The organism is Sodalis sp. RH20 (assembly GCF_047324205.1).
In the GTDB taxonomy this organism is placed as follows: Bacteria; Pseudomonadota; Gammaproteobacteria; order Enterobacterales; family Enterobacteriaceae; genus Acerihabitans.
Genome location: NZ_CP178733.1, coordinates 4,505,611 through 4,529,969 on the forward strand (window position 1 = coordinate 4,505,611; position 24,359 = coordinate 4,529,969).

The following is a 24,359-nucleotide window of genomic DNA, read 5'->3' on the forward strand; positions in this document are numbered from 1 at the left end:
AACATTTTTAATCGGCGCACACCACAAATCCCGCGTTCTCGCCTGATATCCCCATGAGCAATTTCAGTCCGTTCTGTTTGTTGAGAGCTTCGACGGCCGGGCCGGCTAAAACAATTGGGGATGCCGTACCAGACCAAATAAAGCCGCCGGGGGATAAGGGCCATCCACTCGTGCGCATTGTGCTATAGGCTGCCTGCAGAGAAGTAAAGGACGGCAATCTACAGTGTGAGCTTGCCAGTGAATAACTCGCCACTGCCCAATTTTCATGATTAAAACTCTCGCTGTAGCCGCCGGTGAGTTCTGAGGTAAGCCTGGGGCGCTGGATACCGCCGATGGACTCTACCATATGACCATAATAATTGGCGGCCGGAACGTTCGGGCTGGTGGCTACGGTAAAGATAACGTCTTGCGTCACACTTTTCCCCCCGGGTGCGACAACCTCAATAGTGGTTTTAACCCCCTTCCCCACGGGGTCGGTTAACGGAATGCTGATTTTACCCGTCGCCATCGCCACTCTGCCTTCATATTTTGGCGCATCGTTAATCAACAGCGTGGCACTTTCCGACCTGTTTTGCCGATTGACGGCGCCAAGGGAATGGATATTGATGAGCACATCGCCTGCCGGCGAACCGTCTCCCAAGGTCGCGTCCACCGTCAACATAATCTGCTCGCCGGCTTGCGCCTGCGCCTTGTCCACTGTGACTTTTAACTCAATGCTATCAGGAGTGAAATTCAGCTCTTTTACCATTTCGCTGATTTCGACGCCGTCCACTTTGGGCGCGACCCTGACTATGCCGGGTTTAGTACCCCGCACGGTGGCGGTATACGTGCCATCACTCTCGCTAAGAGGCGAGAGGGTCACGTTATCTCCCGGCGAAGCGCTGAAAGCAAGCCGGGCGCCCAATCCGGCTACTGCCCGGCCGCTCGTATCCCTGGCGCTAAAGGTCAGCGTAGCGGTCTCGGTGTTATCCGCCGTCAGCGTATCCTTATCGATTGCAAAGGCGGATTCGGCTGCATCCACCGCCACGGCGATCAGGGTGATGGGCTTACTCAGGCTCGCCATGCGATCGCCTCCAACCGACGGCGTTATCGTATAGTGTCCCGGTACGGAGCCGAACAATCGGGCGACATAGGCCCCCTCACCATCAAACCGCGCATTTTCTTGTCTGAAACCCGTTAACGATGAAGGATGAAAATCAATATTGCCTACTGTTTTGGTCAGGTTGCCATATTCATCCCGCGGTATCAGCTTAAGCTCTACGCTATCTTCATCATTGGCTTTAAGCGGGTCCCCGCTGATGCTGAATACGGAATGAAGCTCGCTGAACGGGCCTGGCGTCAAGGTTATCACTTTCACCAAGTTGCTTAATTGCTGGCCGTCGATTGACGGCGCGATATCGATACTGCCCGCCACGATACCGCTCAGCCGGGCGGTATAATGCCCGTCGGTTTCCACCATGTCTGAAATCGAGATCCCCGCTGACGGCAAAGCGATAAATTTCAAACGCTCGCCCAGCGCCGTGACAAGCTTGCCGTCCTTGTCCCTGGCGATAAAACGCAAGACAGTAAAGACATCGCCCACCGTAAGCGCCTCTTCATCCACGCTGAAATCAGAGTGGCCTTCGTATGCCTGGGCCGCGCGCAGGCTGACGGTTTTCGCCAAGGCGTCCCTATTCACGCCGTCCACAACCGGCGTAATGGTCACCGTCCCCGGTTGAGTGCCCTTTAAAGCGCTGCTATAGCTACCGTTATCTTCCTCTATCTCGGTCAAAACGGCGCCCTCTAACGCCGTCATAGCAAACACTAAGCGCGGACCGAGGCCGGTGAGGGCATTGCCGGCGCCATCCCTGGCGCTGAAGACGACCGTAGCCTGTTCGGCGCCGTCGGCAAGAATATTGTCGCGACTGATATCAAGCCCCGATCGGCTATGATCCAGATCCAACGACAGCAAGACAACGCTGATTGGCTGCAACGCTTGTCCGTGAATCATCGGCGTAATGACTGTCCGTCCGGTATCGCTGCCGGCGGCCAGGGTGGCCGAATAGACGCCGGCGGCGGTTTCACTGATATCACCCACCACCGGCGCGGCGCCGGTTACGCCGGCGCTTGCCGCGGCGAAAGCCTGGCCGTCCCCGCGTTCAAATGTGATATCCAACGTCAGCGCCTCCGCCATTCCACTCAACGGTTGATGGCTTTCATCCCTAAGACTGATTGATAGCAGGCTGGTTGAAACACCATCCGCCGGTAACCTGTCCGGCGTTGCCGTCGTGGACGTCGACGCCAGGCTGATGCCCAGACCGGTCACCGTAAGCTGGGTATAGGCGGGGCTTGAAGCGTTGCCTTTTTTATCATGGGCCGTTGCACCAATGGTATAACGATTTGTCGTGCCGGCGGGCAGATAGGACGGCAGGGTCACCGCCAGGATATGAGGCGCCGATTGCGTGATGGAACCGCCGGCGGCGATCAATTCCGCAGCATTCCACTCCACGCGGTCCAGGGCATGGGTAGCGGTAACCTGGGCGGTGATGGTGAGCTGTTGGCCGGAATTCCCGTTCAATCGCTCCGGCATCAGCAGGCGGATAGCATCCTGCTTTTGATAGTCCAGCACGATATGATTATTGCGCTCCACCAGATCATAACGGCTACCTGCCAGGGTTCGCCCGGCCGCAACGGCGGATGGGTCCACCTGGTCAAGCCACGAATCCCCCAGGCGGTAATTGATTTGCAGGTTGATACGGGAATCATGCTGCCCGCTCTTACCCTGGCGATGCTCACCGCCTAGGGTCAATAGCGGAAACGGCGTATAATTAAGCCCCAAGGTAAACGCATAGGGATCCCTTTGCCGATTGTTTTTGCCAAATAACGCCACCTCGTCGCCGCGATAGCTTTCATACATCAGCTTGCCGCCCAATTGCGGATGCGACGGCAGAAAAGCCTCGGCACGCAGGTCATAACCATTGGCCGGTCGTTCGTTATAATCCGCGAAATCCCGCGATTGGCGCCAACTGCTCAAGCGAAAATAGCTGTTGGCCGATAATTTCAGGTAATGGGTCCAGGCTTCCGCGCCGATCCCGGCCCGGCGATTTCTTCCGGTAAAGTCATTATCATAAAAAGTATTCACTCCGTACATCCAATCGCCGTAAAAAGTCCGCACGCCGCCGCCGATATTACCGGTATTACGGTGATCGTTATTGCGTATGCCCCCTTGGATGAATACCATAGCATCCTGGTTTTCATATAACGGCACCAAGAGATCGAGCGCGCTATTGTCCAGTTTGAATCGCTCATTGAGATTGAGCTGTAACCGCACGGTGCCGAATTGATCAAACCAGTCTTTGGCATAATGGCCCGCCCCGCTTACCAGCGCCGAACGCGCCATATTGAGCGCCGCTTTATCGCTTGGTTGTTCTGACAGCATATTCCCCGCCGACAGCGCATGGACGGCAATCTTATTCTCCACCGCGGCGGACTCCGGTTGTCCTAAGGCTGTCGCTGGAGCAGATGCTATACTGAGTGGGAACACGGCCTGCGCGGCAATGGCCACCCAGGCGACGGGCCGCCATAATGGGAAACGCCGGTTGTCGGCGGGTGTACGGGTGACTGAACATTTCTTAGGATCGGATGTAGGGTATGAGGGCTTTCCTGGCATGAATTTTTCCTATTAATCGTCAGGGCGCGCTATTACATGGATAGTTATTATTCAGATATGGCTTCACTAATTCCTTTTTAATTTATTTATAATAACGATGCATAATTCCCCTTATCTTATGTCGTTAATGCAGCTTAATATTTTTTGGAAAATTAATTATTTGAATTACATTATCTGCAGGAAAAATAAAAACATCTTGATGAGATTATGATGTATTTCAGGGGAATTATTAAGGCGGATATTTAAATTACCAGAAACTCGTATTCTGAAAGAGAACACTATTTAAGTTAGTCACCATTAATATAATTCATACCAATAACTTCAATCTATGACTCAAACCCAGGCAAAAAAAAACCGCCCGGTCAGGGCGGTTTTATAGGACGTCAGGGGGAAGGATTAACGATTATTTATCGTTATTGCCACCCAGACCGGCGTTAAGCAGTTCCGCCATGTTGGCGGACGCTTCATCAGCGGTGACCGACGGTACTACCGGCACTTCGCCCAAGGCGCGACGGCGCGCGCGATCCTGATGGTAGGCATAGCCGGTACCGGCTGGGATCAGCCGGCCGACGATGACGTTTTCCTTCAGGCCGCGCAGTTCATCGCGTTTCCCGGCAACGGCGGCTTCGGTAAGCACGCGCGTTGTCTCCTGGAACGAGGCCGCGGAGATAAAGGACTCCGTGGCCAACGAGGCTTTAGTGATACCCAGCAGATCGCGGCTAAACGTCATTTCAATCTTGCCGTCCGCATCCAGCTGGCGGTTGGCAATCTTGACGCGTGAGTATTCAGCCTGTTCGCCTTCCAGGAAGTCGGTGCCGCCGGCGTTAACGATGGTTGCTTTGCGCAGCATCTGACGAACGATAACTTCGATATGTTTATCGTTAATCTTAACGCCCTGCAGACGGTAAACATCCTGGACTTCGTTGACAATGTAACGGGTCACGGCATGGACACCACGCAGACGCAGGATGTCATGCGGTGATTCCGGTCCGTCGGAAATCACGTCGCCGCGTTCCACGCGTTCGCCTTCGAACACGTTGAGCTGGCGCCATTTCGGTATCATCTCCTCGTAGGCATCGCTGCCATCGATCGGCGAAATGACCAGGCGACGTTTGCCCTTGGTTTCTTTACCGAAAGAAACAATACCGCTGATTTCAGCCAGGATGGCCGGCTCTTTCGGACGACGGGCTTCGAACAGGTCGGCTACACGCGGCAGACCACCGGTGATATCCTTGGTACCGCTCGATTCCTGCGGCAAACGCGCCAGGGTGTCGCCGCCGGTGATAGCCAAGCCATCTTCCAGCTGGACGATGGTTTTACCCGGCAGGAAGTACTGCGCCGGCATATCGGTACCGGGGATCAGCACGTCATTGCCATTGGCATCGACGATTTTCAGCGCCGGGCGCAGGTCTTTACCGCCACCGGTACGTTCCGCCGTATCCAATACCACGATAGAAGACAAACCGGTAAGTTCGTCGGTCTGGCGGGTAATGGTCTGGCCGTCGATCATGTCGGTGAAGCGCATAAAGCCGCTCACTTCGGTGATCACAGGCATGGTATGCGGATCCCAGTTGGCAACCGTTTCGCCGCCCAGGACTTCGGAACCGTCGCCCTTGGCCATGACAGCACCGTAAGGCACTTTATAGCTTTCCTTGGTACGGCCGAATTCGTCGATCAGCTTCAGTTCGGTGTTACGCGACGTGATAACCAGTTTACCCACGCCATTGACAACGAACTTGGCGTTGTTCAAGCGGATGGTACCCTTGTTTTTCACCTGAATGCTGGATTCGGCGGCGTTACGCGAGGCGGCGCCACCGATATGGAACGTACGCATGGTCAGCTGGGTGCCCGGTTCGCCGATGGACTGCGCGGCGATAACGCCGATAGCCTCACCTTTGTTGACCAGATGCCCGCGGGCCAGATCGCGGCCGTAGCAGTTCGCGCACACGCCGAAGTCGGTTTCGCAGGTGACGACCGAACGCACCTTGATGATATCCACGGAATTTTCTTCCAGGATGTCACACCATTGTTCGTTCAGCAGCGTATTGCGCGGCATCAGAATGTCGGCGGTACCCGGCTTGAGAACGTCTTCAGCCGTAACACGGCCCAATACACGTTCACGCAGCGGTTCCTTAACATCGCCACCCTCGATGACCGGGGTCATGGTCACGCCGGCATGCGTACCGCAATCGTCTTCGGTCACCACCAGATCCTGCGCCACGTCGACCAGGCGACGGGTCAGGTAACCGGAGTTCGCGGTCTTCAACGCGGTATCCGCCAAGCCTTTACGAGCACCATGGGTCGAGATGAAGTACTGAAGCACGTTCAGGCCTTCACGGAAGTTCGCGGTGATCGGCGTTTCGATGATGGAGCCGTCAGGCTTGGCCATCAGGCCACGCATACCCGCCAGCTGGCGAATCTGCGCCGCCGAACCACGGGCGCCGGAGTCGGCCATCATAAAGATGCTGTTGAAGGAAACCTGGCGCTCTTCCACGCCGTCACGGTTAATCACCGCTTCGGTGGACAGGTTGTCCATCATCGCCTTGGCAACGCGTTCGTTGGCCGCGGCCCAGATATCGATCACCTTGTTGTAGCGTTCGCCCGCGGTCACCAAACCAGACTGGAACTGCTCCTGGATTTCGGCCACTTCGGCTTCGGCTTCTTCAATGATGCCCGCTTTCTTATCCGGGATAACCATATCGTCGATACCTACCGACGAGCCCGAACGGGCGGCGTAGGCAAAACCGGTATACATGATCTGGTCGGCAAAGATAACGGTCGGCTTCAGGCCCAGCACGCGGTAACAGGTATTAAGCATCTTGGAGATGGCTTTTTTACCCAGCGCCTGGTTAACCAGCGCAAACGGCAGGCCCTTGGGCACGATCATCCACAGAATGGCGCGACCGACGGTCGTATCCACGATGTGGGTGTTCTCTACCCATTCGCCTTCTTCGTTCTTGGCATGCTCGGTGATACGCACCTTAACGCGCGCATGCAGCTCGGCAATGCCGCCGCGATAGATGCGTTCGGCTTCCTTCGGCCCGGTCAATACCATGCCTTCGCCTTTACCGTTCACACGGTCGCGGGTCATGTAATACAGACCCAATACCACGTCCTGGGACGGAACGATGATAGGCTCGCCGTTGGCCGGCGACAGGATGTTATTGGTGGACATCATCAGCGCGCGCGCTTCGAGCTGTGCTTCCAGCGTCAGCGGCACGTGCACGGCCATCTGGTCACCGTCGAAGTCGGCATTGTATGCCGCGCAAACCAACGGATGCAGCTGGATGGCCTTACCTTCAATCAGTACCGGTTCAAACGCCTGGATACCCAAACGGTGCAGGGTTGGCGCACGGTTCAGCAGTACCGGGTGTTCGCGGATGACTTCATCCAGGATATCCCAAACAACGGCTTCCTCACGTTCAACCATCTTCTTGGCTGCTTTAATGGTGGTCGCGAGGCCACGCAGTTCCAGCTTGCCGTAAATGAAGGGTTTGAACAGTTCGAGCGCCATTTTTTTCGGCAGGCCGCACTGATGCAGACGCAGGTACGGGCCTACGGTAATCACGGAACGACCGGAGTAGTCCACGCGCTTGCCGAGCAGGTTCTGACGGAAACGACCCTGCTTGCCCTTGATCATGTCGGCCAGGGATTTCAGCGGACGCTTGTTGGAGCCGGTAATGGCCCGGCCGCGACGGCCGTTATCCAACAGCGCATCCACCGCTTCCTGCAGCATGCGTTTTTCATTACGCACGATGATATCCGGCGCGGCCAGATCCAGCAGACGTTTCAAACGGTTGTTACGGTTGATCACGCGGCGGTACAAATCGTTCAGATCGGAGGTCGCGAAACGACCGCCGTCCAACGGCACCAGCGGACGCAGGTCTGGCGGCAGTACCGGCAGCACCGTCAGGATCATCCACTCCGGCTTGTTGCCGGACTGGACAAAGGCTTCCAGCAGCTTGATACGCTTGGTCAGCTTTTTACGTTTGGTTTCGGAGTTGGTTTCATTCAACTCTTCACGCAGCGTTTCGCATTCCGCTTCCAGATCCATGTTTTTCAGCAAGGCCTGGATCGCTTCGGCGCCCATCTTGGCGTCGAATTCATCACCGAACTCTTCCAGCGCGTCCAGATACTGCTCTTCAGTCAGGATCTGACGACGCTCCAGATTGGTCATGCCGCCTTCGACCACCACATAGGATTCGAAGTACAGCACGCGTTCGATATCACGCAGCGGCATATCCAGCAGCAGGCCGATACGGGACGGCAGCGATTTCAGGAACCAGATATGCGCGGTCGGGGAGGCCAGCTCAATATGACCCATGCGTTCGCGACGCACTTTGGTCTGAGTGACTTCAACGCCGCATTTTTCACAGATAACGCCACGGTGTTTCAGGCGCTTGTACTTACCGCACAAGCACTCGTAATCTTTTACCGGCCCGAAGATTCGCGCGCAGAAAAGCCCGTCACGTTCAGGTTTAAACGTACGGTAGTTAATGGTTTCCGGCTTCTTGACTTCGCCGAACGACCAGGAACGGATCATATCTGGCGAGGCCAGAGCTATTTTGATCGCATCAAACTCTTCGGTCTTGGTTTGTGCTTTCAGAAACTTAAGCAAATCTTTCACGGATTGGCTCCTGTCGGAGTTAGACCTGTTAGGCGCCTGAAACGCTCAGGCGCCCTTATTACCGGTGCGAACGCACCCAAGCTGATCCCCCATCGTCTTTCAAGCCGCAGGTGCGCTGGCTGAAAGCCATAGGGGGTGAATTACTCTTCTTCCAGCTCGATGTTGATGCCCAGAGAGCGGATTTCCTTCAGCAACACGTTGAAGGACTCCGGCATGCCTGGCTCCATCGTATGATTGCCATCCACGATGTTTTTGTACATCTTGGTACGACCGTTAACATCATCCGACTTAACTGTCAGCATTTCCTGCAGGGTGTACGCGGCGCCATAGGCTTCCAGCGCCCACACTTCCATCTCACCGAAGCGTTGACCGCCGAACTGCGCCTTACCACCCAACGGCTGTTGGGTAACCAGGCTGTAGGAACCGGTGGAACGGGCATGCATCTTGTCATCAACCAAATGGTTGAGTTTCAGCATGTACATATAACCCACGGTAACCTGCCGTTCGAACTGTTCACCGGTACGGCCGTCAAACAAGGTGATCTGGCCGGAGGTCGGCAAGCCGCCCAACTGCAGCAGTTCCTTGATTTCTTTTTCCTTGGCGCCGTCAAACACCGGTGTCGCGATGGGCATGCCCTTCTTCAGGTTTTCAGCCAAACGGAACACTTCGTCATCCGTGAAGGTAGTCAAATCCACTTTCTGGCGCACATCATCACCCAGATCGTAGGCTTTCTGGATAAACTCGCGCAGCTTGGACACGTCTTCCTGGCGTTTAAGCATGGCGTTAATCTTGTCGCCGATGCCTTTGGCAGCCATGCCCAAATGGGTTTCCAGGATCTGGCCGATGTTCATACGCGACGGTACGCCCAGCGGGTTCAGAACGATATCCACGGGGACGCCGTTTTCATCGTAAGGCATATCCTCGATCGGGTTGATCTTGGAAATAACACCCTTGTTACCGTGACGGCCGGCCATCTTATCGCCCGGTTGGATCTGACGTTTCACCGCCAGGTAAACCTTAACGATTTTCAGCACGCCCGGCGCCAGATCATCGCCCTGGGTGATCTTGCGGCGTTTCGCTTCCAGCTTCTTCTCGAACACGGTTTTCAGTTCGTCGTACTGTTCCGCCAGTTGCTCAAGCTGATTCTGCTTGTCTTCATCGGTCAGACCCAGTTCCAGCCAGCGTTCGCGGGTCAGCTTGGACAGTTTTTCGTCTTCGATGCCGCCGGAAACCAGCACGTCATGGATACGGGCAAACAGGCCGGCTTCAAAAATCTGCAGCTCTTCGGTCAGGTCTTTCTTGACCTGCTTAAGCTGCATTTCTTCGATTTCCAGCGCGCGTTTGTCTTTTTCCACGCCGTCGCGGGTAAACACCTGCACATCGATAACCGTACCGGAAACGCCGTTAGGCACGCGCAGCGACGAATCTTTCACGTCGGAGGCTTTTTCGCCGAAGATGGCGCGCAGCAGTTTTTCTTCCGGAGTCAGCTGGGTCTCGCCCTTCGGCGTAACCTTACCCACCAGGATATCGCCGCCGGTCACTTCGGCACCGATATACACGATACCGGACTCATCCAGCTTGGAAAGCGCAGCTTCACCCACGTTCGGGATGTCGGCGGTGATTTCCTCAGGCCCCAGCTTGGTGTCGCGCGACACGCAGGCCAATTCCTGAATATGGATGGTGGTAAAGCGATCTTCCTGCACCACGCGTTCGGAGACCAAAATGGAGTCTTCGAAGTTGTAGCCGTTCCACGGCATGAACGCCACGCGCATATTCTGGCCCAATGCCAGTTCACCCAAATCGGTGGACGGGCCATCGGCCAGCACATCGCCGCGTTCTACCGGTTCGCCCAAGGACACGCACGGCATCTGGCTGATGCAGGTGTTCTGGTTGGAACGGGTATATTTAGTCAGGTTGTAGATATCGATACCCGCTTCGCCGGCCACCATTTCGTCCGGGTTAACGTTAATCACGATACGCGACGCATCAACATACTGGATGGTCCCGCCACGCTTGGCCACGGCGGTTACGCCGGAGTCAACGGCCACGGCGCGTTCCATGCCGGTGCCTACCAGTGGCTTGTCGGCGCGCAGGGTCGGCACGGCCTGGCGTTGCATGTTCGCACCCATCAGGGCGCGGTTGGCGTCATCGTGTTCCAGGAAGGGAATCAACGACGCGCCCACCGAGACGATCTGCTGGGTCGAGACGTCCATATAGTCGACCTGGTCGCGGGTGAACAGGCTCGATTCGCCTTTGCTGCGGCACGTGATCAAATCATCGACGAAATGGCCTTCTTCGTCGAGATTGGTATTGGCCTGGGCAATAACGAAGTTGCCTTCTTCAATCGCGGACAGGTAGTGGATCTCATCGGTGACCACATCTTCACGCACCCGGCGGTACGGCGTCTCAAGGAAGCCATATTCATTGGTCTGCGCATAGACGGACAGGGAGTTGATCAGACCGATGTTCGGGCCTTCCGGCGTTTCGATGGGACATACCCGGCCGTAATGGGTCGGATGCACGTCACGTACTTCGAAACCGGCGCGTTCACGGGTCAAGCCGCCTGGGCCCAACGCGGAAATACGGCGTTTATGGGTAATTTCCGACAGCGGGTTGTTCTGGTCCATAAATTGCGACAGTTGGCTGGAACCAAAGAACTCCTTCACCGCGGCCGAAATCGGCTTGGCGTTGATCATATCCTGCGGCATCAGCGTATCCAGATCGCCCAGGGACAGACGTTCTTTCACCGCACGCTCGACACGCACCAGGCCGACGCGGAATTGGTTTTCCGCCATTTCGCCCACGGAACGGATACGACGGTTGCCCAGGTGGTCGATATCATCGACTTCGCCTTTACCGTTACGGATGTCGATAAGCTTCTTCATCACTTCAATGATGTCGAGCTTGCTCAGGATGCCCGAGCCTTCGATTTCCTCACGCAGCAGCGACCGGTTGAACTTCATGCGGCCAACCGCGGACAGATCGTAACGATCTTCCGAGAAGAACAGGTTTTCGAACAGGTTTTCAGCCGCTTCGCGGGTCGGCGGCTCGCCGGGACGCATCATGCGGTAGATTTCAACCAGCGCGCTCAGGCGATCGCTGGTCGGGTCGACGCGCAGGGTCTCGGAGATATACGAGCCATGGTCCAGATCGTTGGTAAACAGCGTTTCGATACGCTTATGTCCCGCCTGGCTCAGTTTCGCCAGCAGGTCCAGCGTCAGTTCCATATTGGCCGGACAAATGATTTCACCGGTATTTTCGTCGATGTAATCCTTGACCACCACTTTACCGATAATGTACTCAACCGGTACCTGGATTTTATCGATGCCGTCTTTTTCCAGCAGGCGAATATGACGCGCGGTAATACGGCGGCCTTTTTCGACATAGACGGTACCGTTGGCTTCGATATCAAACGAAGCGGTTTCACCACGTAAACGCTCAGGAACCAGTTCCATCTGCAGTTTATTGTCGTGAATTTCATAAATGACTTTGTCAAAGAACGTATCGAGAATCTGCGCGGTGGTGAAGTTAAGCGCGCGCAGTACGATAGTCGCGGGCAGCTTGCGCCGACGGTCGATACGTACGAACAGGTTGTCTTTGGGATCGAATTCAAAATCCAGCCAGGAACCGCGGTAAGGGATGATACGTGCGTTATACAGCACTTTACCGGACGAATGCGTCTTGCCCTTATCGCTGTCAAAGAATACGCCGGGGCTACGATGCAACTGGGAGACGATAACACGCTCGGTCCCGTTGATAACAAACGTCCCGTTATCGGTCATGAGCGGAATTTCGCCCATGTAGACTTCTTGTTCCTTGATATCTTTAACCGTGCCTTCCGGTGCTTCACGCTCGTAAATCACGAGGCGCAGTTTTACACGCAGCGGTGCGGAGAAGGTGACTCCACGAATCTGGCACTCTTTGACATCAAATACAGGCTCGCCCAGACGGTAACTGACGTATTGCAGTTCCGAATTGCCGCTGTAGCTTTGGATGGGGAACACAGAACGGAATGCTGCTTCTAGTCCGTACTGCCCTTCCGGATCTTGCTCGATAAACTTCTGGAACGAGTCAAGCTGTATGGAAAGGAGATATGGGATGTCCAACACTTGGGGACGTTTCCCAAAATCCTTACGAATGCGTTTTTTTTCGGTATAGGAGTAAACCATAGGGTTCCTCAGCTCGCTGATCAGTGACCCACTCTGTCCGCCCAAGAAGGACAGGTCATGCAACACAATTTCTCTCGTTCGGAAAGAAAATTCCCCTTCCGCAATACCTGTTTCTATCACTCTTAAACCATTTCGTCGCACTTTGCTAAACCAGGGAGGCTCGACAGGAGGTGCAATATATTAAGTCGTCGATAGAGAAAGATATTGGGGTTGGCCAGTGGTTAAATCGTGTCAAACCCCACTGACGCCCTACAGCGCAAAAAGGCTGGTGACCAAAAAGTCACCAGCCATCAGCCTAGGTTCAGGCTGCAACCTGGGAGGTCTTACTTAACCTCAACAGAAGCACCAGCTTCTTCCAGGGCTTTCTTCAGTGCTTCGGCGTCGTCTTTGTTCACGCCTTCTTTCATGGTTGCCGGAGCAGATTCAACCAGATCCTTGGCTTCTTTCAGGCCCAGGCCGGTAGCAGCACGGACGGCTTTGATAACCGATACCTTGTTGCCGCCGATAGCGGTCAGGACAACGTCGAACTCGGTTTTTTCTTCAACGACTTCAGCCGGGCCGGCAGCAGCTGCAACAGCGGTAGCAGCGGAAACGCCGAATTTGGTTTCCATCATGGAGATCAGTTCAACGACGTCCATGACGGACATTTCTGCAACTGCGTCCAGAATTTGTTCTTTAGTGATAGACATAACAATAGTTCCTAAAATTCAGAAAGTGTTTATACGTTCGCAATAACAACCGAAAGGGTTGGCCAATTAAGCCGCTTCTTTCTGATCGCGCAGTGCAGCCAGTGTACGGACCAATTTGCCTGCAGAGGCTTCTTTCATGGCCGACATCAGGCGTGAGATTGCTTCATCGTAAGTCGGCAGAGTTGCCAGGCGATCGATATTGGCCGCCGTGATAACTTCGCCTTCAAAGGCTGCTGCTTTAACCTCAAATTTGGCATTTTCCTTGGCAAAAGCCTTGAACAGGCGAGCGGCAGCGCCCGGATGTTCGTGAGAAAATGCAATCAGGGTCGGACCGACAAACGTGTCTTTCAGGCATTCGAAAGGAGTGCCTTCTACGACGCGACGCAGCAAGGTGTTGCGAACAACACGCATGTATACGCCGGCTTCACGACCTGCTTTACGCAGTTCAGTCATTTTACCTACTGTAACGCCGCGAGAATCCGCAACGACAGCAGACAGCGCGCCTTTGGCTACTTCGCTGACTTCAGCAACAATCGCTTGTTTGTCTTGAAGGTTTAATGCCATTAGCTTGTGCTCCTGGATTTAGCCGGGGAAAAGCACCCGACACTCACTAGCTTAACGCCACAATGGCGATAAGCGGCTAAACACGGTGAGCAGAATCCAGCAAACGAATATGTTATTCAGCTTCTGTCACCGTCTACGCAGGACGATTAAGCATTTTACCCGCTCTATTTCATACTGCGAATGCCTTGGCTGCCCGCATTCACTCCAGCCCCTTACGTAAGTAAGCCACTGGCGATCGCTTGGTTGCCGCCTTCCTGCACCTCGAAATAGTTTAGGTAATATGCACCTGCGGTCTTGGACGGAGGCTTGGATAAGGCCAAGCTCCAACCGAAAATCTTGTTTTTTTTTCGTCCAGGCTAAACAACGGCCAATGACGAAACAATGGGCGTTAGATTCTAGACAAATCTTTCGCCCAAGTCAAAGGGGTAATTATGCAACAACCGTTGCCAGACCGCTTTGATCGATAGCCAGACCTGCGCCCATGGTGGTGGAGAGACTGATTTTCTTGATGTACACGCCTTTGGCCTGTGTCGGTTTGGCTTTTTTCAGCGCAACCAGCAGGGATTCCAGGTTTTCTCTCAATTTGTCAGTATCGAAGTCCACTTTACCGATGGTGGTGTGGATAATACCGTTTTTGTCGTTGCGATAACGAACCTGACCGGCTTTGGCGTTTTTAACCGCTTCGGCGACGTTCGGGGTAACGGTACCCACTTTCGGGTTAGGCATCAGGCCGCGCGGCCCGAGGATCTGGCCCAGCTGGCCCACGACGCGCATGGCATCCGGGGAAGCGATAACAACGTCAAAGTTGAATTCGCCTTTTTTGATCTGATCGGCCAGGTCATCCATACCGACCAGGTCCGCGCCGGCTGCCTTGGCAGCTTCGACGTTGGCGCCCTGGGTGAAGACGGCTACACGTACGGTACGGCCGGTGCCGTTAGGCAGGACGGTGGCGCCACGAACGTTTTGATCGGACTTACGGGCATCAATCCCGAGGTTTACGGCAACGTCGATGCTTTCAACGAACTTGGCGGTAGCCAGTTCCTTGAGCAGCGCAACGGCTTCGTTGATGTCATATTGCTTAGTGGAATCAACTTTGTCGCGGATTACACGCATGCGCTTGGTCAGTTTAGCCATTTCTTAATCCTCCACTACCAGGCCCATGGAACGAGCAGTACCTTCAATGGAGCGGGACATCGCTTCCACATCGGCACCCGTCATATCCGCCGCTTTGGTTTCCGCGATTTCGCGAACCTGGGCGTGCGTTACTTTACCGACTTTTTCTTTGTTCGGCTTACCAGAACCAGACTTCACGCCTGCGGCTTTCTTGAGCAGCACGGCAGCCGGCGGGGTTTTGGTAACGAAGGTGAAAGAGCGGTCGGAGTAAACGGTGATAACAACCGGGATTGGCAGACCTTTTTCAATGCTTTCAGTCTTGGCATTGAAGGCTTTACAGAATTCCATGATGTTAACGCCCTGCTGACCCAGCGCTGGGCCGACCGGCGGACTTGGATTCGCCATGCCTGCTGCAACCTGCAGTTTTACATAGGCTTGTACTTTCTTGGCCATTTGAATTTCCTCTAGCGGGTGATAGCGCCGGTTAAGGCTCCCCAGTGTATAAGCTATTACATGCCCGTGGGCACATAAAAACGAAAGGCGCGAAATTCTAGTTCAATTTCGCGCCTTGAGCAAGCATTAATCATTATCGATAGGGGGTCGGCTATCAGCCCTTCTCAACCTGGCCGAAGTCCAGCTCGACCGGAGTGGCGCGACCGAAAATCGACACCGACACTTTCAGGCGGCTTTTTTCGTAGTCGACTTCTTCCACCACGCCGTTGAAATCGGCAAACGGCCCGTCGTTGACGCGCACCAGTTCGCCGGGTTCGAACAGCGTCTTCGGCCGCGGCTTGTCACCCACTTGCTGGAGGCGATTCATGATCGCATCCACTTCTTTATCGCTGATAGGCGCCGGGCGATCGGAAGTGCCGCCGATAAACCCCATCACGCGGGGCACGCTGCGCACTAAATGCCAGCTGGCGTCATTCATCACCATTTGTACCAGCACATAGCCCGGGAAGAATTTGCGTTCGCTCTTGCGGCGCTGACCGCCGCGGATTTCGACGACTTCTTCCGTTGGCACCATGACTTCGCCAAACAGCTCTTCCATATTGTGCAATTTAATATGTTCGCGTAGAGACTGCGATACGCGACCTTCAAAACCGGAAAACGCCTGGACGACGTACCAACGTTTCTTCGGAGCTTCGGACATCTTAGAACCTCAGGCCAGTAATAAACGATACCAGACGGACCAGAATACCATCCAGTCCCCACAGGATCAGTGACATCACGGCGGTCACCGCGGCGACGATTAACGTGGTGTGCAACGTTTCCTGGCGGGTCGGCCATATCACTTTGCGTACTTCGGTACGCGCTTCACGGGCAAACGCGACGGTCGATTTGCCTTTCACTGTCATCAGGGCAATACCGCCTGCAATGGCGATAATCAGTACGACAGCCAGCGCTCGCAGGGGTAAGCTAAAATCACGATAATAATAATTACCGACGATCGCAACCACCAGCAGTACAGCGACCGCTGCCCACTTTACCACTTCCAGGCTACGCCCGCTTCCTTGAGCTTCGGTATTCGCACTCATAAAAAAAACCTGTCACGTAGGATTCACACAAACAACTTAGCCCCGCAGAGGGCGAGGCTACCAAGCGAAGAGTGCTCTTTAAAAGCAACAAAACTTCGAAGCTTCACGCCGCTGATGAAGAGCCCATCTCACCAATGATTATGACGTAAAATCGCTGATGAGATAGGTTCTCTGTCACAGCGTAGAAAAAAGGCATCAAATGATGCCCTTTTACTGCGCGCTACGTCAAATGTTATTCAACATCTTTCGAAGACTTATACGCCAGTCTTACGCGATAACCTTGGCAACCACGCCGGCGCCAACGGTACGGCCGCCTTCGCGGATAGCGAAACGCAGACCGTCGTCCATGGCGATCGGGGCAATCAGGTTAACAATCATCTTGATGTTGTCGCCAGGCATAACCATTTCCACGCCTTCCGGCAGTTCGATGGTACCGGTCACGTCAGTGGTACGGAAGTAGAACTGAGGACGGTAGCCTTTGAAGAACGGCGTATGACGGCCGCCTTCATCCTTGGATAGGATGTAGACTTCGGATTCGAACTGGGTATGCGGTTTAATGGAGCCCGGTTTAGCCAGTACCTGGCCGCGTTCCACGTCGTCACGCTTGGTGCCGCGCAGCAGAACGCCGACGTTTTCACCGGCACGGCCTTCGTCCAGCAGTTTGCGGAACATTTCAACGCCGGTACAGGTGGTCTTGACGGTATCCTTGATGCCGACGATTTCAACTTCTTCGCCCACTTTAACGATGCCGCGTTCCACACGACCGGTTACCACGGTGCCGCGGCCGGAGATGGAGAATACGTCTTCGATGGGCAGCAGGAACGGTTTGTCGATTGCGCGTTCCGGTTCCGGGATGTAGGAATCCAGGGCTTCGGCCAGTTCCAGGATTTTAGAGGTCCAGGCTTCGTCGCCTTCCAGCGCTTTGAGCGCGGAACCACGGATTACCGGGGTGTCGTCGCCTGGGAAGTCGTACTGGGACAGCAGTTCGCGCACTTCCATTTCAACCAGTTCCAGCAGCTCTTCGTCATCGACCATGTCGCATTTGTTCATGAAGACGATGATGTAAGGAACGCCTACCTGGCGGCCCAGCAGGATGTGTTCGCGGGTCTGCGGCATCGGGCCGTCGGTTGCGGCAACCACCAGGATGGCGCCATCCATCTGGGCGGCGCCGGTGATCATGTTTTTCACATAGTCGGCGTGTCCCGGGCAGTCTACGTGCGCGTAGTGGCGGGCCGGGGTGTCGTATTCAACGTGGGACGTGTTGATGGTGATACCACGGGCTTTTTCTTCCGGCGCGTTGTCGATCTGATCGAAAGCACGGGCGCTGCCGCCGTAAGCTTTGGCCAGCACGGTAGTGATGGCGGCGGTCAGGGTCGTTTTACCATGGTCAACGTGGCCGATAGTACCGACGTTAACGTGTGGTTTTGTACGTTGAAACTTTTCTTTAGACATCGATTGTCCCTCTAAGACACGAATAAATCGGTGGTATCACCACATTAACCAGACATAGGCCTGATAAATTTATTTTCTAACAGAAAGTGAATCAGGAGGGAGACTAGAAGTGGTGCTGATAGGCAGATTCGAACTGCCGACCTCACCCTTACCAAGGGTGCGCTCTACCAACTGAGCTATATCAGCACATTTGGAGCGGGCAGTGGGAATCGAACCCACGTCATCAGCTTGGAAGGCTGAGGTAATAGCCATTATACGATGCCCGCATCTTGGAACTCGGCTACCTGATATTTCTGTAGATTGTTGAAAGGTTCATATCATACAAACCTTGGTCGAAGGTTTTCAACCTTCCCCTGGCGCATGATGTTGCTTTGCATCAGGGATTGCCTTGGTTGCCCGCGGCGAATTTGGTGGTGGGGGAAGGATTATTCGTCACTTCGTTCCTCACCCTTCGGGCCGTCGCAAGCGACGTTGTCTCGCTTTGCTCGACTCGAACCTTAATCGAAGGTTCTCAACCTTCCCCCTGACGCATAATGTTGCTTTGCATCAGGGATTGCCTTGGTTGCCCGCGGCGAATTTGGTGGTGGGGGAAGGATTCGAACCTTCGAAGTCAGTGACGGCAGATTTACAGTCTGCTCCCTTTGGCCGCTCGGGAACCCCACCAGATTTTTGTTGGTGCCGGCAGAAGGAGTCGAACCCTCGACCTACTGATTACAAGTCAGTTGCTCTACCAACTGAGCTATGCCGGCATCAAGTGCAGCGCATTCTAGGTAGAGCCGGCGACCTATGCAACAAAAAAATCGCGTAAATCGCACTTTCGCTCATAAAATACCCAAAATTAGAAAATGTCTCACAAATTTGTTTGTTATTCATGCACCGAGAGAAGCGCCCCGGCCGGCCAGGGCGAGTCTGCACCACGATGGGCGTATTGCACCGCCGTGGCGCCCGGAACATCGCCGCTTCCCGCACGGTGCCTCTGTTGGCCATGATCGCCAGCTGGCACGCGTCTTGCTTTATTTATACCGTAGTATCTGTGATATCACCGGCCGGAGGATGACATCATGAAAATAGTACAGCTGAATGCCGCCACGCTTCCCGTTTACCGCAGCGAGCTCGCAGGCCTGCTGAGGGACGCCGTTGCGTACGGCGCCTCGGTAGGCTACACCAATCCCCTGACCCAGGATGAGGCGGAGGGCTATATCCACGGCCTGCGCTCCGCCATGGCTAAGAATGACTTATTGTTATGGATTGCACGTGACGAGCGGGGCATTGTCGGCAGTATCCAGCTGGAGTTATGCCGTAAGCCAAACGGGCAAAACCGGGCGGAAATACAAAAACTCCTGGTGCACAGCCGCGCCAGGCGCGAAGGGATTGGGAAATCGCTGATAGGCGCCCTTGAGCGCACCGCCCGCGATCTGCAGCGCGGCCTGCTCTACCTGGATACCCAATCCGGTTCCCCCGCGGAAGCCTTTTACCGCGCGCTCGGCTACCGCTGCCTGGGTGAAATTCCCGATTACGCCTGCACGCCGGACGGTTATTACCATCCCACGGTTATCTATTACAAACGCTTATTCGCCGTCAACCAGCAGCTAAACGCCATCGCCAGCTAAGCTCATAAGCGGCGGGTACGGATCTTTGTCCTGTGACCCAAGTGTCCCCGGGCCGTACCCTTCCGCCCATTGTCAAGATTCCATGGTTTAAGCAGAAAAAACACTCTACGATGTTAACGAAGCTGTCTATACTATGCAGCTTGTTTTCGTTCCGGGTGGGCTCGGCTGCCCCGATTGGACCTGCGCAACAGGCTGGCTAAGCTTATGATAAATCGTGATCAATCACTTACCACACCCTATCTTCAGTTCAACCGGCAGCAATGGGCCGCTTTGCGTGATACGGTTCCCCTGACGTTAACCCAGGAAGAAATAATAAAACTGAAAGGGATTAACGAAGATCTTTCCCTTGATGAAGTGGCGGAAATTTATCTGCCGCTCTCGCGTTTAATCAATTTCTACATCAGCTCCAATCTGCGCCGCCAGGCGGTATTGGAACAGTTCCTTGGCACCAACGGCCAGCACATCCCGTATGTTATCGGCATTGCCGGCAGCGTGGCGGTGGGTAAAAGCACCACCGCGCGCGTATTACAGGCGTTGCTGAGCCGTTGGCCTGAACACCGCTCGGTCGAGCTGGTCACCACCGATGGTTTTTTATATCCCAACCGCGTACTGAAAGAACGGGAATTAATGAAGAAAAAGGGATTCCCGCAATCCTACGATATGCGCAGCCTGGTTAATTTTGTTTCCGAAGTAAAATCAGGCGCCAGTGAAGTTACTGCTCCGGTATATTCCCATCTGATCTACGATATCGTGCCGGAAGATAATAAAGTCATCTCGCAACCCGATATATTAATTCTTGAAGGATTAAACGTGTTGCAGAGTGGCATGGATTATCAGCATGCCTCCCATCATGTTTTTGTTTCCGATTTCGTCGATTTTTCCATTTATGTGGATGCACCGGAAGATTTACTAAAAAGCTGGTATATCAACCGTTTCCTGCGTTTTCGGCAGGGTGCGTTTTCCAATCCGCATTCTTACTTTCATAATTATGCCAAGCTGACGGAAGAAGAAGCCGTACAAATTGCCAGCCAGCTTTGGGAAGAAATTAACGGATTAAACCTGAAAGAAAATATCCTGCCCACGCGTGAGCGCGCGAGTCTGATTTTATCCAAAAGCGCCAATCACGCAGTGGGGAATATCAGGCTGCGGAAATAGTCCATAACGTCCGGGCGCGCTGTAATCCATAAATAACAGGAAACGGCGCCCTATAAATCGTCAGTGATTGTCTGTTACGGCATTATTGGCCGTAGCCATATGACCCCGCGCGGGATGAACATGTCAAAGTCCCCGCAGCGAGATTTCACCACCGAGGTAGGCTTTTACCTTACCGTCTTGTTCCAGCAACAAGGCCCCCTGCGCATCGATGCCGCGTGAAATACCTTTGATTTCACGCTCGCCAATCAGCAGCTTAACCGGGCGATGATAAAAGTTATCCAGTGCCTGCCAACGCGTTACGAACGCGGCGAAGCCGTCCCGTTCAAAAATCGGCAATGCCAGCCTGAGCCCGTTGATAAGCTTCGCGGCCAGAGCGTTACGATCGATCTGGATACCCGCTTCCTGTAAATTAATCCAGCCCTGATTGATGACCGGCTCGGCCGCTTCCCTCATCGCCAGGTTAATTCCGGCGCCTATCACCAGATGCGCGGCATCGCCTGCCTTGCCGCTGATCTCCACCAGGATGCCGGCCAGCTTGCGATCGTGCAGATAGAGATCGTTAGGCCATTTTACCCGCACCTCGCGCGCGCCCAGTTCATGCAGCACTTCCGCCATGATGATGCCGATCACCAGGCTAAGGCCGATCGCCGCCGCCGGGCCTTGCTCCAGCCGCCAATACAGGGACAGATAGAGATTGGCGCCAAACGGCGAGACCCATTGCCGGCCGCGCCTCCCCCGTCCCGCCATCTGGTACTCTGCGACACAGGCGTCGCCGGAGCGCAGGACGGCGGTGCGCTCCATCAAGTACTGATTGGTGGAATCAATCACCGGCAGCACCGTGACCCCGCCCCGCGGCAGCAGCGACAGGATTTTCCCCTCATCCAAAAGTTGCAGCGGGGCATAGAGGCGATACCCTTTACCGGGAACGGTGAAAACATCAATACCCCACTCCCGCAGGGTCTGGATATGTTTATTGATGGCCGCGCGGCTCATGCCCAGCGAATCGCCGAACTGCTCGCCGGAGTGGAATTCCCCGTCGGCCAGCAGCCCGATTAATTTTAGCGGAACGGTGATATCTTTCATGACAGAGTATCCACCGCGTCTACTTCACCGCCGGCGGCGATAAACCGCACTTCTGGCTCCAGCCAGACGTTAAACCGTTCCGCTACGCTATTGCGCACCAGTTTCGCCAGCGCGACGATAGCCCGCCCATCAGCCTGGCCGTTATTGATCAATACCAGCGCCTGTTTGGCATGCACCGCGGCGGCGCCCAGCACATAGCCTTTCAGGTCGCACCGATCTATCAGCCATCCCGCCGCCAGTTTTACGCTACCGTCCGGCTGCGGATAGTGCGGCGCATCGGGATACCGTTGCAACAGGCGCCGTGCGTCCTCAGCGCCGACCAGTGGATTTTTAAAAAAGCTGCCGGCATTGCCGGTAATGGCGGGGTCGGGTAATTTGCTGCGGCGCATGGCGCAAACGGTATCAAAAACCTGGCGCGGGGTGACGGTCCGGCTATCCAGGCGGACAAGATCGCCGTAGGTAAGCACCGGGCGCCAGGTTTTGTCCAGGGTAAACCCCACCGCCACGATAGCGTAGCTGGCCCGATAACGGTGTTTAAACACACTGTCGCGATAACCGAACCGGCACTCCGCGGCGCTAAGGCGTATCTTCTCGCCGTTATTCAAATCAAGCAGATCGACGTATTCGCATACCGATTCCAGCTCCACGCCGTAGGCGCCGATATTCTGGATGGGCGCGGACCCGACACGGCCGGGGATTAACGCCAGGTTTTCCAGCCCCGCCATGTCCTGCGCCAACGCGAAGGACACCAGTCCATGCCAGTCCTCGCCGGCGCCGACATGCAGATGCCAGGCATGGTTGTCTTCGCTGACCTGTATTCCTTTAATGCGATTTAGCAATACGGTGCCGGCAAAATTTTCCAAAAAAAGGACATTACTGCCGCCGCCCAGCAGCAGTACCGCTCCAGGCCGCCGTTGGGCGTCGCGCCAAAGCGTCAACAATTCAGTTTCGGTATGGGCAGTGGCGATATGGGCGGCTACCGCGTCGATGGCAAAGGTATTCAGGTGTTTTAACGCCACACCATGCATTGTCATGGTAAAAACCTTTCTTAATCACTCTTGAGCCTAGTTTACCCGATCGGGACGGATTTCAGCGACTAACTTTAGCGCCTTCCCGATCTGGCGGGCAGGATTCCGTTACCCCTTAGGGTATGAGGCCGTTATGATAAGAAAAGTGTAAACATGACCAGACTATCTGCATTTTCCCCAACATTTCCTTTTATCACCGTTACGAAACGCTGGATTTGCCGTGCTACGCTATTTTAACCACCGATTGATAATGACCAGGAGTATTTAAGATTATAATCTCGCGTACAGGGCTATTATTATCCGCCTCATCGCCAGAGTACTCTCCTTCAGTAATGTAGTGATTACCGTCATCTACAATATTAGGAGAAATCAATTTAACCTTGATGTTTTCACCAAGAGCCTGATTGACTAAATTAACAATAAAAGTGGCGTCGCCGCTATTACTACCCGTGGAATTATTGTTATCAAAAAAGAGGCCTTGGTTTTCACTTCCTGGTTTTACTGCATCATAAAACATACGCAGCTCAAATGCTTTATGCCCGATAGAGTCGGTAATTCCTTTATCGTGGTAAATACACTGGACAATGGAATGAAATAAGCAATTGTTATTCTCACCACTACTATCCCGTATAACGTATCCCGTTTCAGATAGAAACTTTTCTAACGCCGGCATCGCGCTGAGATGGGCCATTGCCTGCGTTTCGAGCTGTACCGTATTCTTATTTGCCTCGGCTGCAGGCCCTGCCATGCCCACACGGCCATTTCCTACGGAAGTGGTGCTGGCCAAACTTGCTTCCATTGCTCGCCTGATCTCCTCATCTTCAAGGGCGCTTTGCTGGCTGGCAGCCAGTGCCCTTAGGAAATCATCATCCTTTTCACCGGAGGGCAGGTTAGCGGAGGACAAACTGGCGTCAATGGTTTGCCTGAATATAGCATCTTCTTTTAAACTCTTCAGACTCCGGGACCACACCTCTGATAAATCGAGGTCGTCATCGGTGCTTGCGCTAGCACCTATAATCAGTGGTAAGCTTACATTACTTACTTCTGACAATATCCGACCATTCGGAAGTTCCTTTAGAGAACAAAGTGGCTGATTATTCATCCCCAATACATATGGGTTGTTAATCTCTCTATGGTTATTGATCATTTCATAAAAATCCTGACTGATTTAATTGTGTCTCATAATATAGATCAGCCCATAAACAGTAATCAAACAACCATCCGGTCTATTATAAATACTCGCTTTGATGATAATATTAATCTTGAGTATTTAGTAAAATATCAGCAATTTTATTACATAAACTATTAAAAGATGATATTGGGATAAATATATTATATAAAGCGGCCATTTACTACTATCACACTATGGCCTATTTTATTATATGCCTGGCTGCGACAGCCGCCTTAGGGCCGTCGCCTGCGGCTCCGTTCCACCGGCGTTGCCGGTGGTCCTACTCTCTTACTCGAGTAGCGAACCGCCAGGGTCACGGACATGAAAAAGCCCTCTGTTCTCACAGAGGGCTTCGTCAATTGGATGCCTGGCAGTTCCCTACTCTCGCATGGGGAGACCCCACACTACCATCGGCGCTACGGCGTTTCACTGCTGAGTTCGGCATGGGGTCAGGTGGGACCACCGCGCTAGTGCCGCCAGGCAAATTCGTTACCAACCGTCATCCTGTTAC

The 24,359-nt window shown here is 54.1% G+C and carries 15 protein-coding genes, 4 tRNA genes, 1 rRNA gene and 1 other RNA gene; 2 read left to right on the top strand and 19 right to left on the bottom strand.

The window, feature by feature from the left end:
* Window positions 1-7 precede the first annotated feature (7 nt).
* From ACL2XM_RS20560 to ACL2XM_RS20630, 15 genes are all read right to left on the bottom strand, one after another.
* The gene (locus tag ACL2XM_RS20560) at window positions 8-3,460 is read right to left on the bottom strand and encodes an inverse autotransporter beta domain-containing protein (protein ID WP_413731527.1); all 3,453 of its coding nucleotides are present in this window, start codon (window positions 3,458-3,460) and stop codon (window positions 8-10) included.
* 592 nt (window positions 3,461-4,052) lie between these two features.
* Window positions 4,053-8,276, bottom strand: a complete 4,224-nt coding sequence (gene rpoC / locus ACL2XM_RS20565) for a DNA-directed RNA polymerase subunit beta' (RefSeq protein ID WP_410012668.1) — start codon at window positions 8,274-8,276, stop codon at window positions 4,053-4,055.
* A 140-nt stretch (window positions 8,277-8,416) separates the two neighbouring features.
* Window positions 8,417-12,445: a DNA-directed RNA polymerase subunit beta gene (rpoB, locus tag ACL2XM_RS20570; protein WP_410012669.1), complete on the bottom strand. Its 4,029-nt coding sequence runs from the start codon at window positions 12,443-12,445 to the stop codon at window positions 8,417-8,419.
* A 323-nt stretch (window positions 12,446-12,768) separates the two neighbouring features.
* On the bottom strand, window positions 12,769-13,134 hold the full coding sequence (rplL, locus tag ACL2XM_RS20575) for a 50S ribosomal protein L7/L12 (protein WP_410012670.1): 366 nt from the start codon (window positions 13,132-13,134) through the stop codon (window positions 12,769-12,771).
* 66 nt (window positions 13,135-13,200) lie between these two features.
* The gene (gene rplJ, locus ACL2XM_RS20580) at window positions 13,201-13,698 is read right to left on the bottom strand and encodes a 50S ribosomal protein L10 (RefSeq protein ID WP_162368656.1); all 498 of its coding nucleotides are present in this window, start codon (window positions 13,696-13,698) and stop codon (window positions 13,201-13,203) included.
* A 429-nt stretch (window positions 13,699-14,127) separates the two neighbouring features.
* On the bottom strand, window positions 14,128-14,832 hold the full coding sequence (gene rplA, locus ACL2XM_RS20585) for a 50S ribosomal protein L1 (RefSeq protein ID WP_162368657.1): 705 nt from the start codon (window positions 14,830-14,832) through the stop codon (window positions 14,128-14,130).
* A 3-nt stretch (window positions 14,833-14,835) separates the two neighbouring features.
* A complete protein-coding gene (gene rplK, locus ACL2XM_RS20590) occupies window positions 14,836-15,264 on the bottom strand; it encodes a 50S ribosomal protein L11 (protein WP_162368658.1) in 429 nt (142 codons plus the stop codon).
* A 154-nt stretch (window positions 15,265-15,418) separates the two neighbouring features.
* Window positions 15,419-15,964: a transcription termination/antitermination protein NusG gene (gene nusG, locus ACL2XM_RS20595; RefSeq protein ID WP_410012671.1), complete on the bottom strand. Its 546-nt coding sequence runs from the start codon at window positions 15,962-15,964 to the stop codon at window positions 15,419-15,421.
* Between the two features lies 1 nt (window position 15,965).
* Window positions 15,966-16,349 carry a preprotein translocase subunit SecE gene (gene secE, locus ACL2XM_RS20600; RefSeq protein WP_410012672.1) on the bottom strand — a complete coding sequence of 128 codons (384 nt, stop codon included), beginning with the start codon at window positions 16,347-16,349 and terminating at the stop codon, window positions 15,966-15,968.
* A 267-nt stretch (window positions 16,350-16,616) separates the two neighbouring features.
* Window positions 16,617-17,801 carry an elongation factor Tu gene (gene tuf / locus ACL2XM_RS20605; RefSeq protein WP_410012673.1) on the bottom strand — a complete coding sequence of 395 codons (1,185 nt, stop codon included), beginning with the start codon at window positions 17,799-17,801 and terminating at the stop codon, window positions 16,617-16,619.
* A gap of 110 nt (window positions 17,802-17,911) precedes the next feature.
* A tRNA-Thr gene (locus ACL2XM_RS20610) sits at window positions 17,912-17,987 on the bottom strand.
* Window positions 17,988-17,992: 5 nt separating this feature from the next.
* Window positions 17,993-18,067 (bottom strand) — tRNA-Gly (locus ACL2XM_RS20615).
* Between the two features lie 142 nt (window positions 18,068-18,209).
* A non-coding RNA gene (locus ACL2XM_RS20620) (RtT sRNA) lies at window positions 18,210-18,337 on the bottom strand.
* A 42-nt stretch (window positions 18,338-18,379) separates the two neighbouring features.
* Window positions 18,380-18,464 (bottom strand) — tRNA-Tyr (locus ACL2XM_RS20625).
* 10 nt (window positions 18,465-18,474) lie between these two features.
* Window positions 18,475-18,550, bottom strand: a tRNA-Thr gene (locus ACL2XM_RS20630).
* 312 nt (window positions 18,551-18,862) lie between these two features.
* On the opposite strand from ACL2XM_RS20630, the gene ACL2XM_RS20635 reads away from it, so the two are divergent.
* Both ACL2XM_RS20635 and coaA read left to right on the top strand, forming a co-directional pair.
* On the top strand, window positions 18,863-19,411 hold the full coding sequence (locus tag ACL2XM_RS20635; protein ID WP_413731529.1) for a GNAT family N-acetyltransferase: 549 nt from the start codon (window positions 18,863-18,865) through the stop codon (window positions 19,409-19,411).
* Window positions 19,412-19,615: 204 nt separating this feature from the next.
* Window positions 19,616-20,566 (top strand): type I pantothenate kinase, encoded by a 951-nt coding sequence (coaA, locus tag ACL2XM_RS20640; RefSeq protein ID WP_410012675.1) that lies wholly within the window; start codon window positions 19,616-19,618, stop codon window positions 20,564-20,566.
* Between the two features lie 123 nt (window positions 20,567-20,689).
* Here coaA and birA read toward each other — a convergent pair whose 3' ends face one another.
* The 4 genes from birA to rrf all read right to left on the bottom strand — a co-directional run bounded on the left by birA (window position 20,690) and on the right by rrf (window position 24,329).
* Window positions 20,690-21,649 carry a bifunctional biotin--[acetyl-CoA-carboxylase] ligase/biotin operon repressor BirA gene (gene birA, locus ACL2XM_RS20645; protein WP_413721817.1) on the bottom strand — a complete coding sequence of 320 codons (960 nt, stop codon included), beginning with the start codon at window positions 21,647-21,649 and terminating at the stop codon, window positions 20,690-20,692.
* Window positions 21,646-22,683, bottom strand: a complete 1,038-nt coding sequence (murB, locus tag ACL2XM_RS20650) for a UDP-N-acetylmuramate dehydrogenase (RefSeq protein ID WP_410012677.1) — start codon at window positions 22,681-22,683, stop codon at window positions 21,646-21,648. Before murB ends, birA begins: the two co-directional genes overlap by 4 nt.
* Before the next feature lie 217 nt (window positions 22,684-22,900).
* Window positions 22,901-23,824: a hypothetical protein gene (locus ACL2XM_RS20655; RefSeq protein ID WP_413731531.1), complete on the bottom strand. Its 924-nt coding sequence runs from the start codon at window positions 23,822-23,824 to the stop codon at window positions 22,901-22,903.
* A gap of 389 nt (window positions 23,825-24,213) precedes the next feature.
* Window positions 24,214-24,329, bottom strand: a 5S ribosomal RNA gene (gene rrf, locus ACL2XM_RS20660).
* Window positions 24,330-24,359 lie beyond the last annotated feature (30 nt).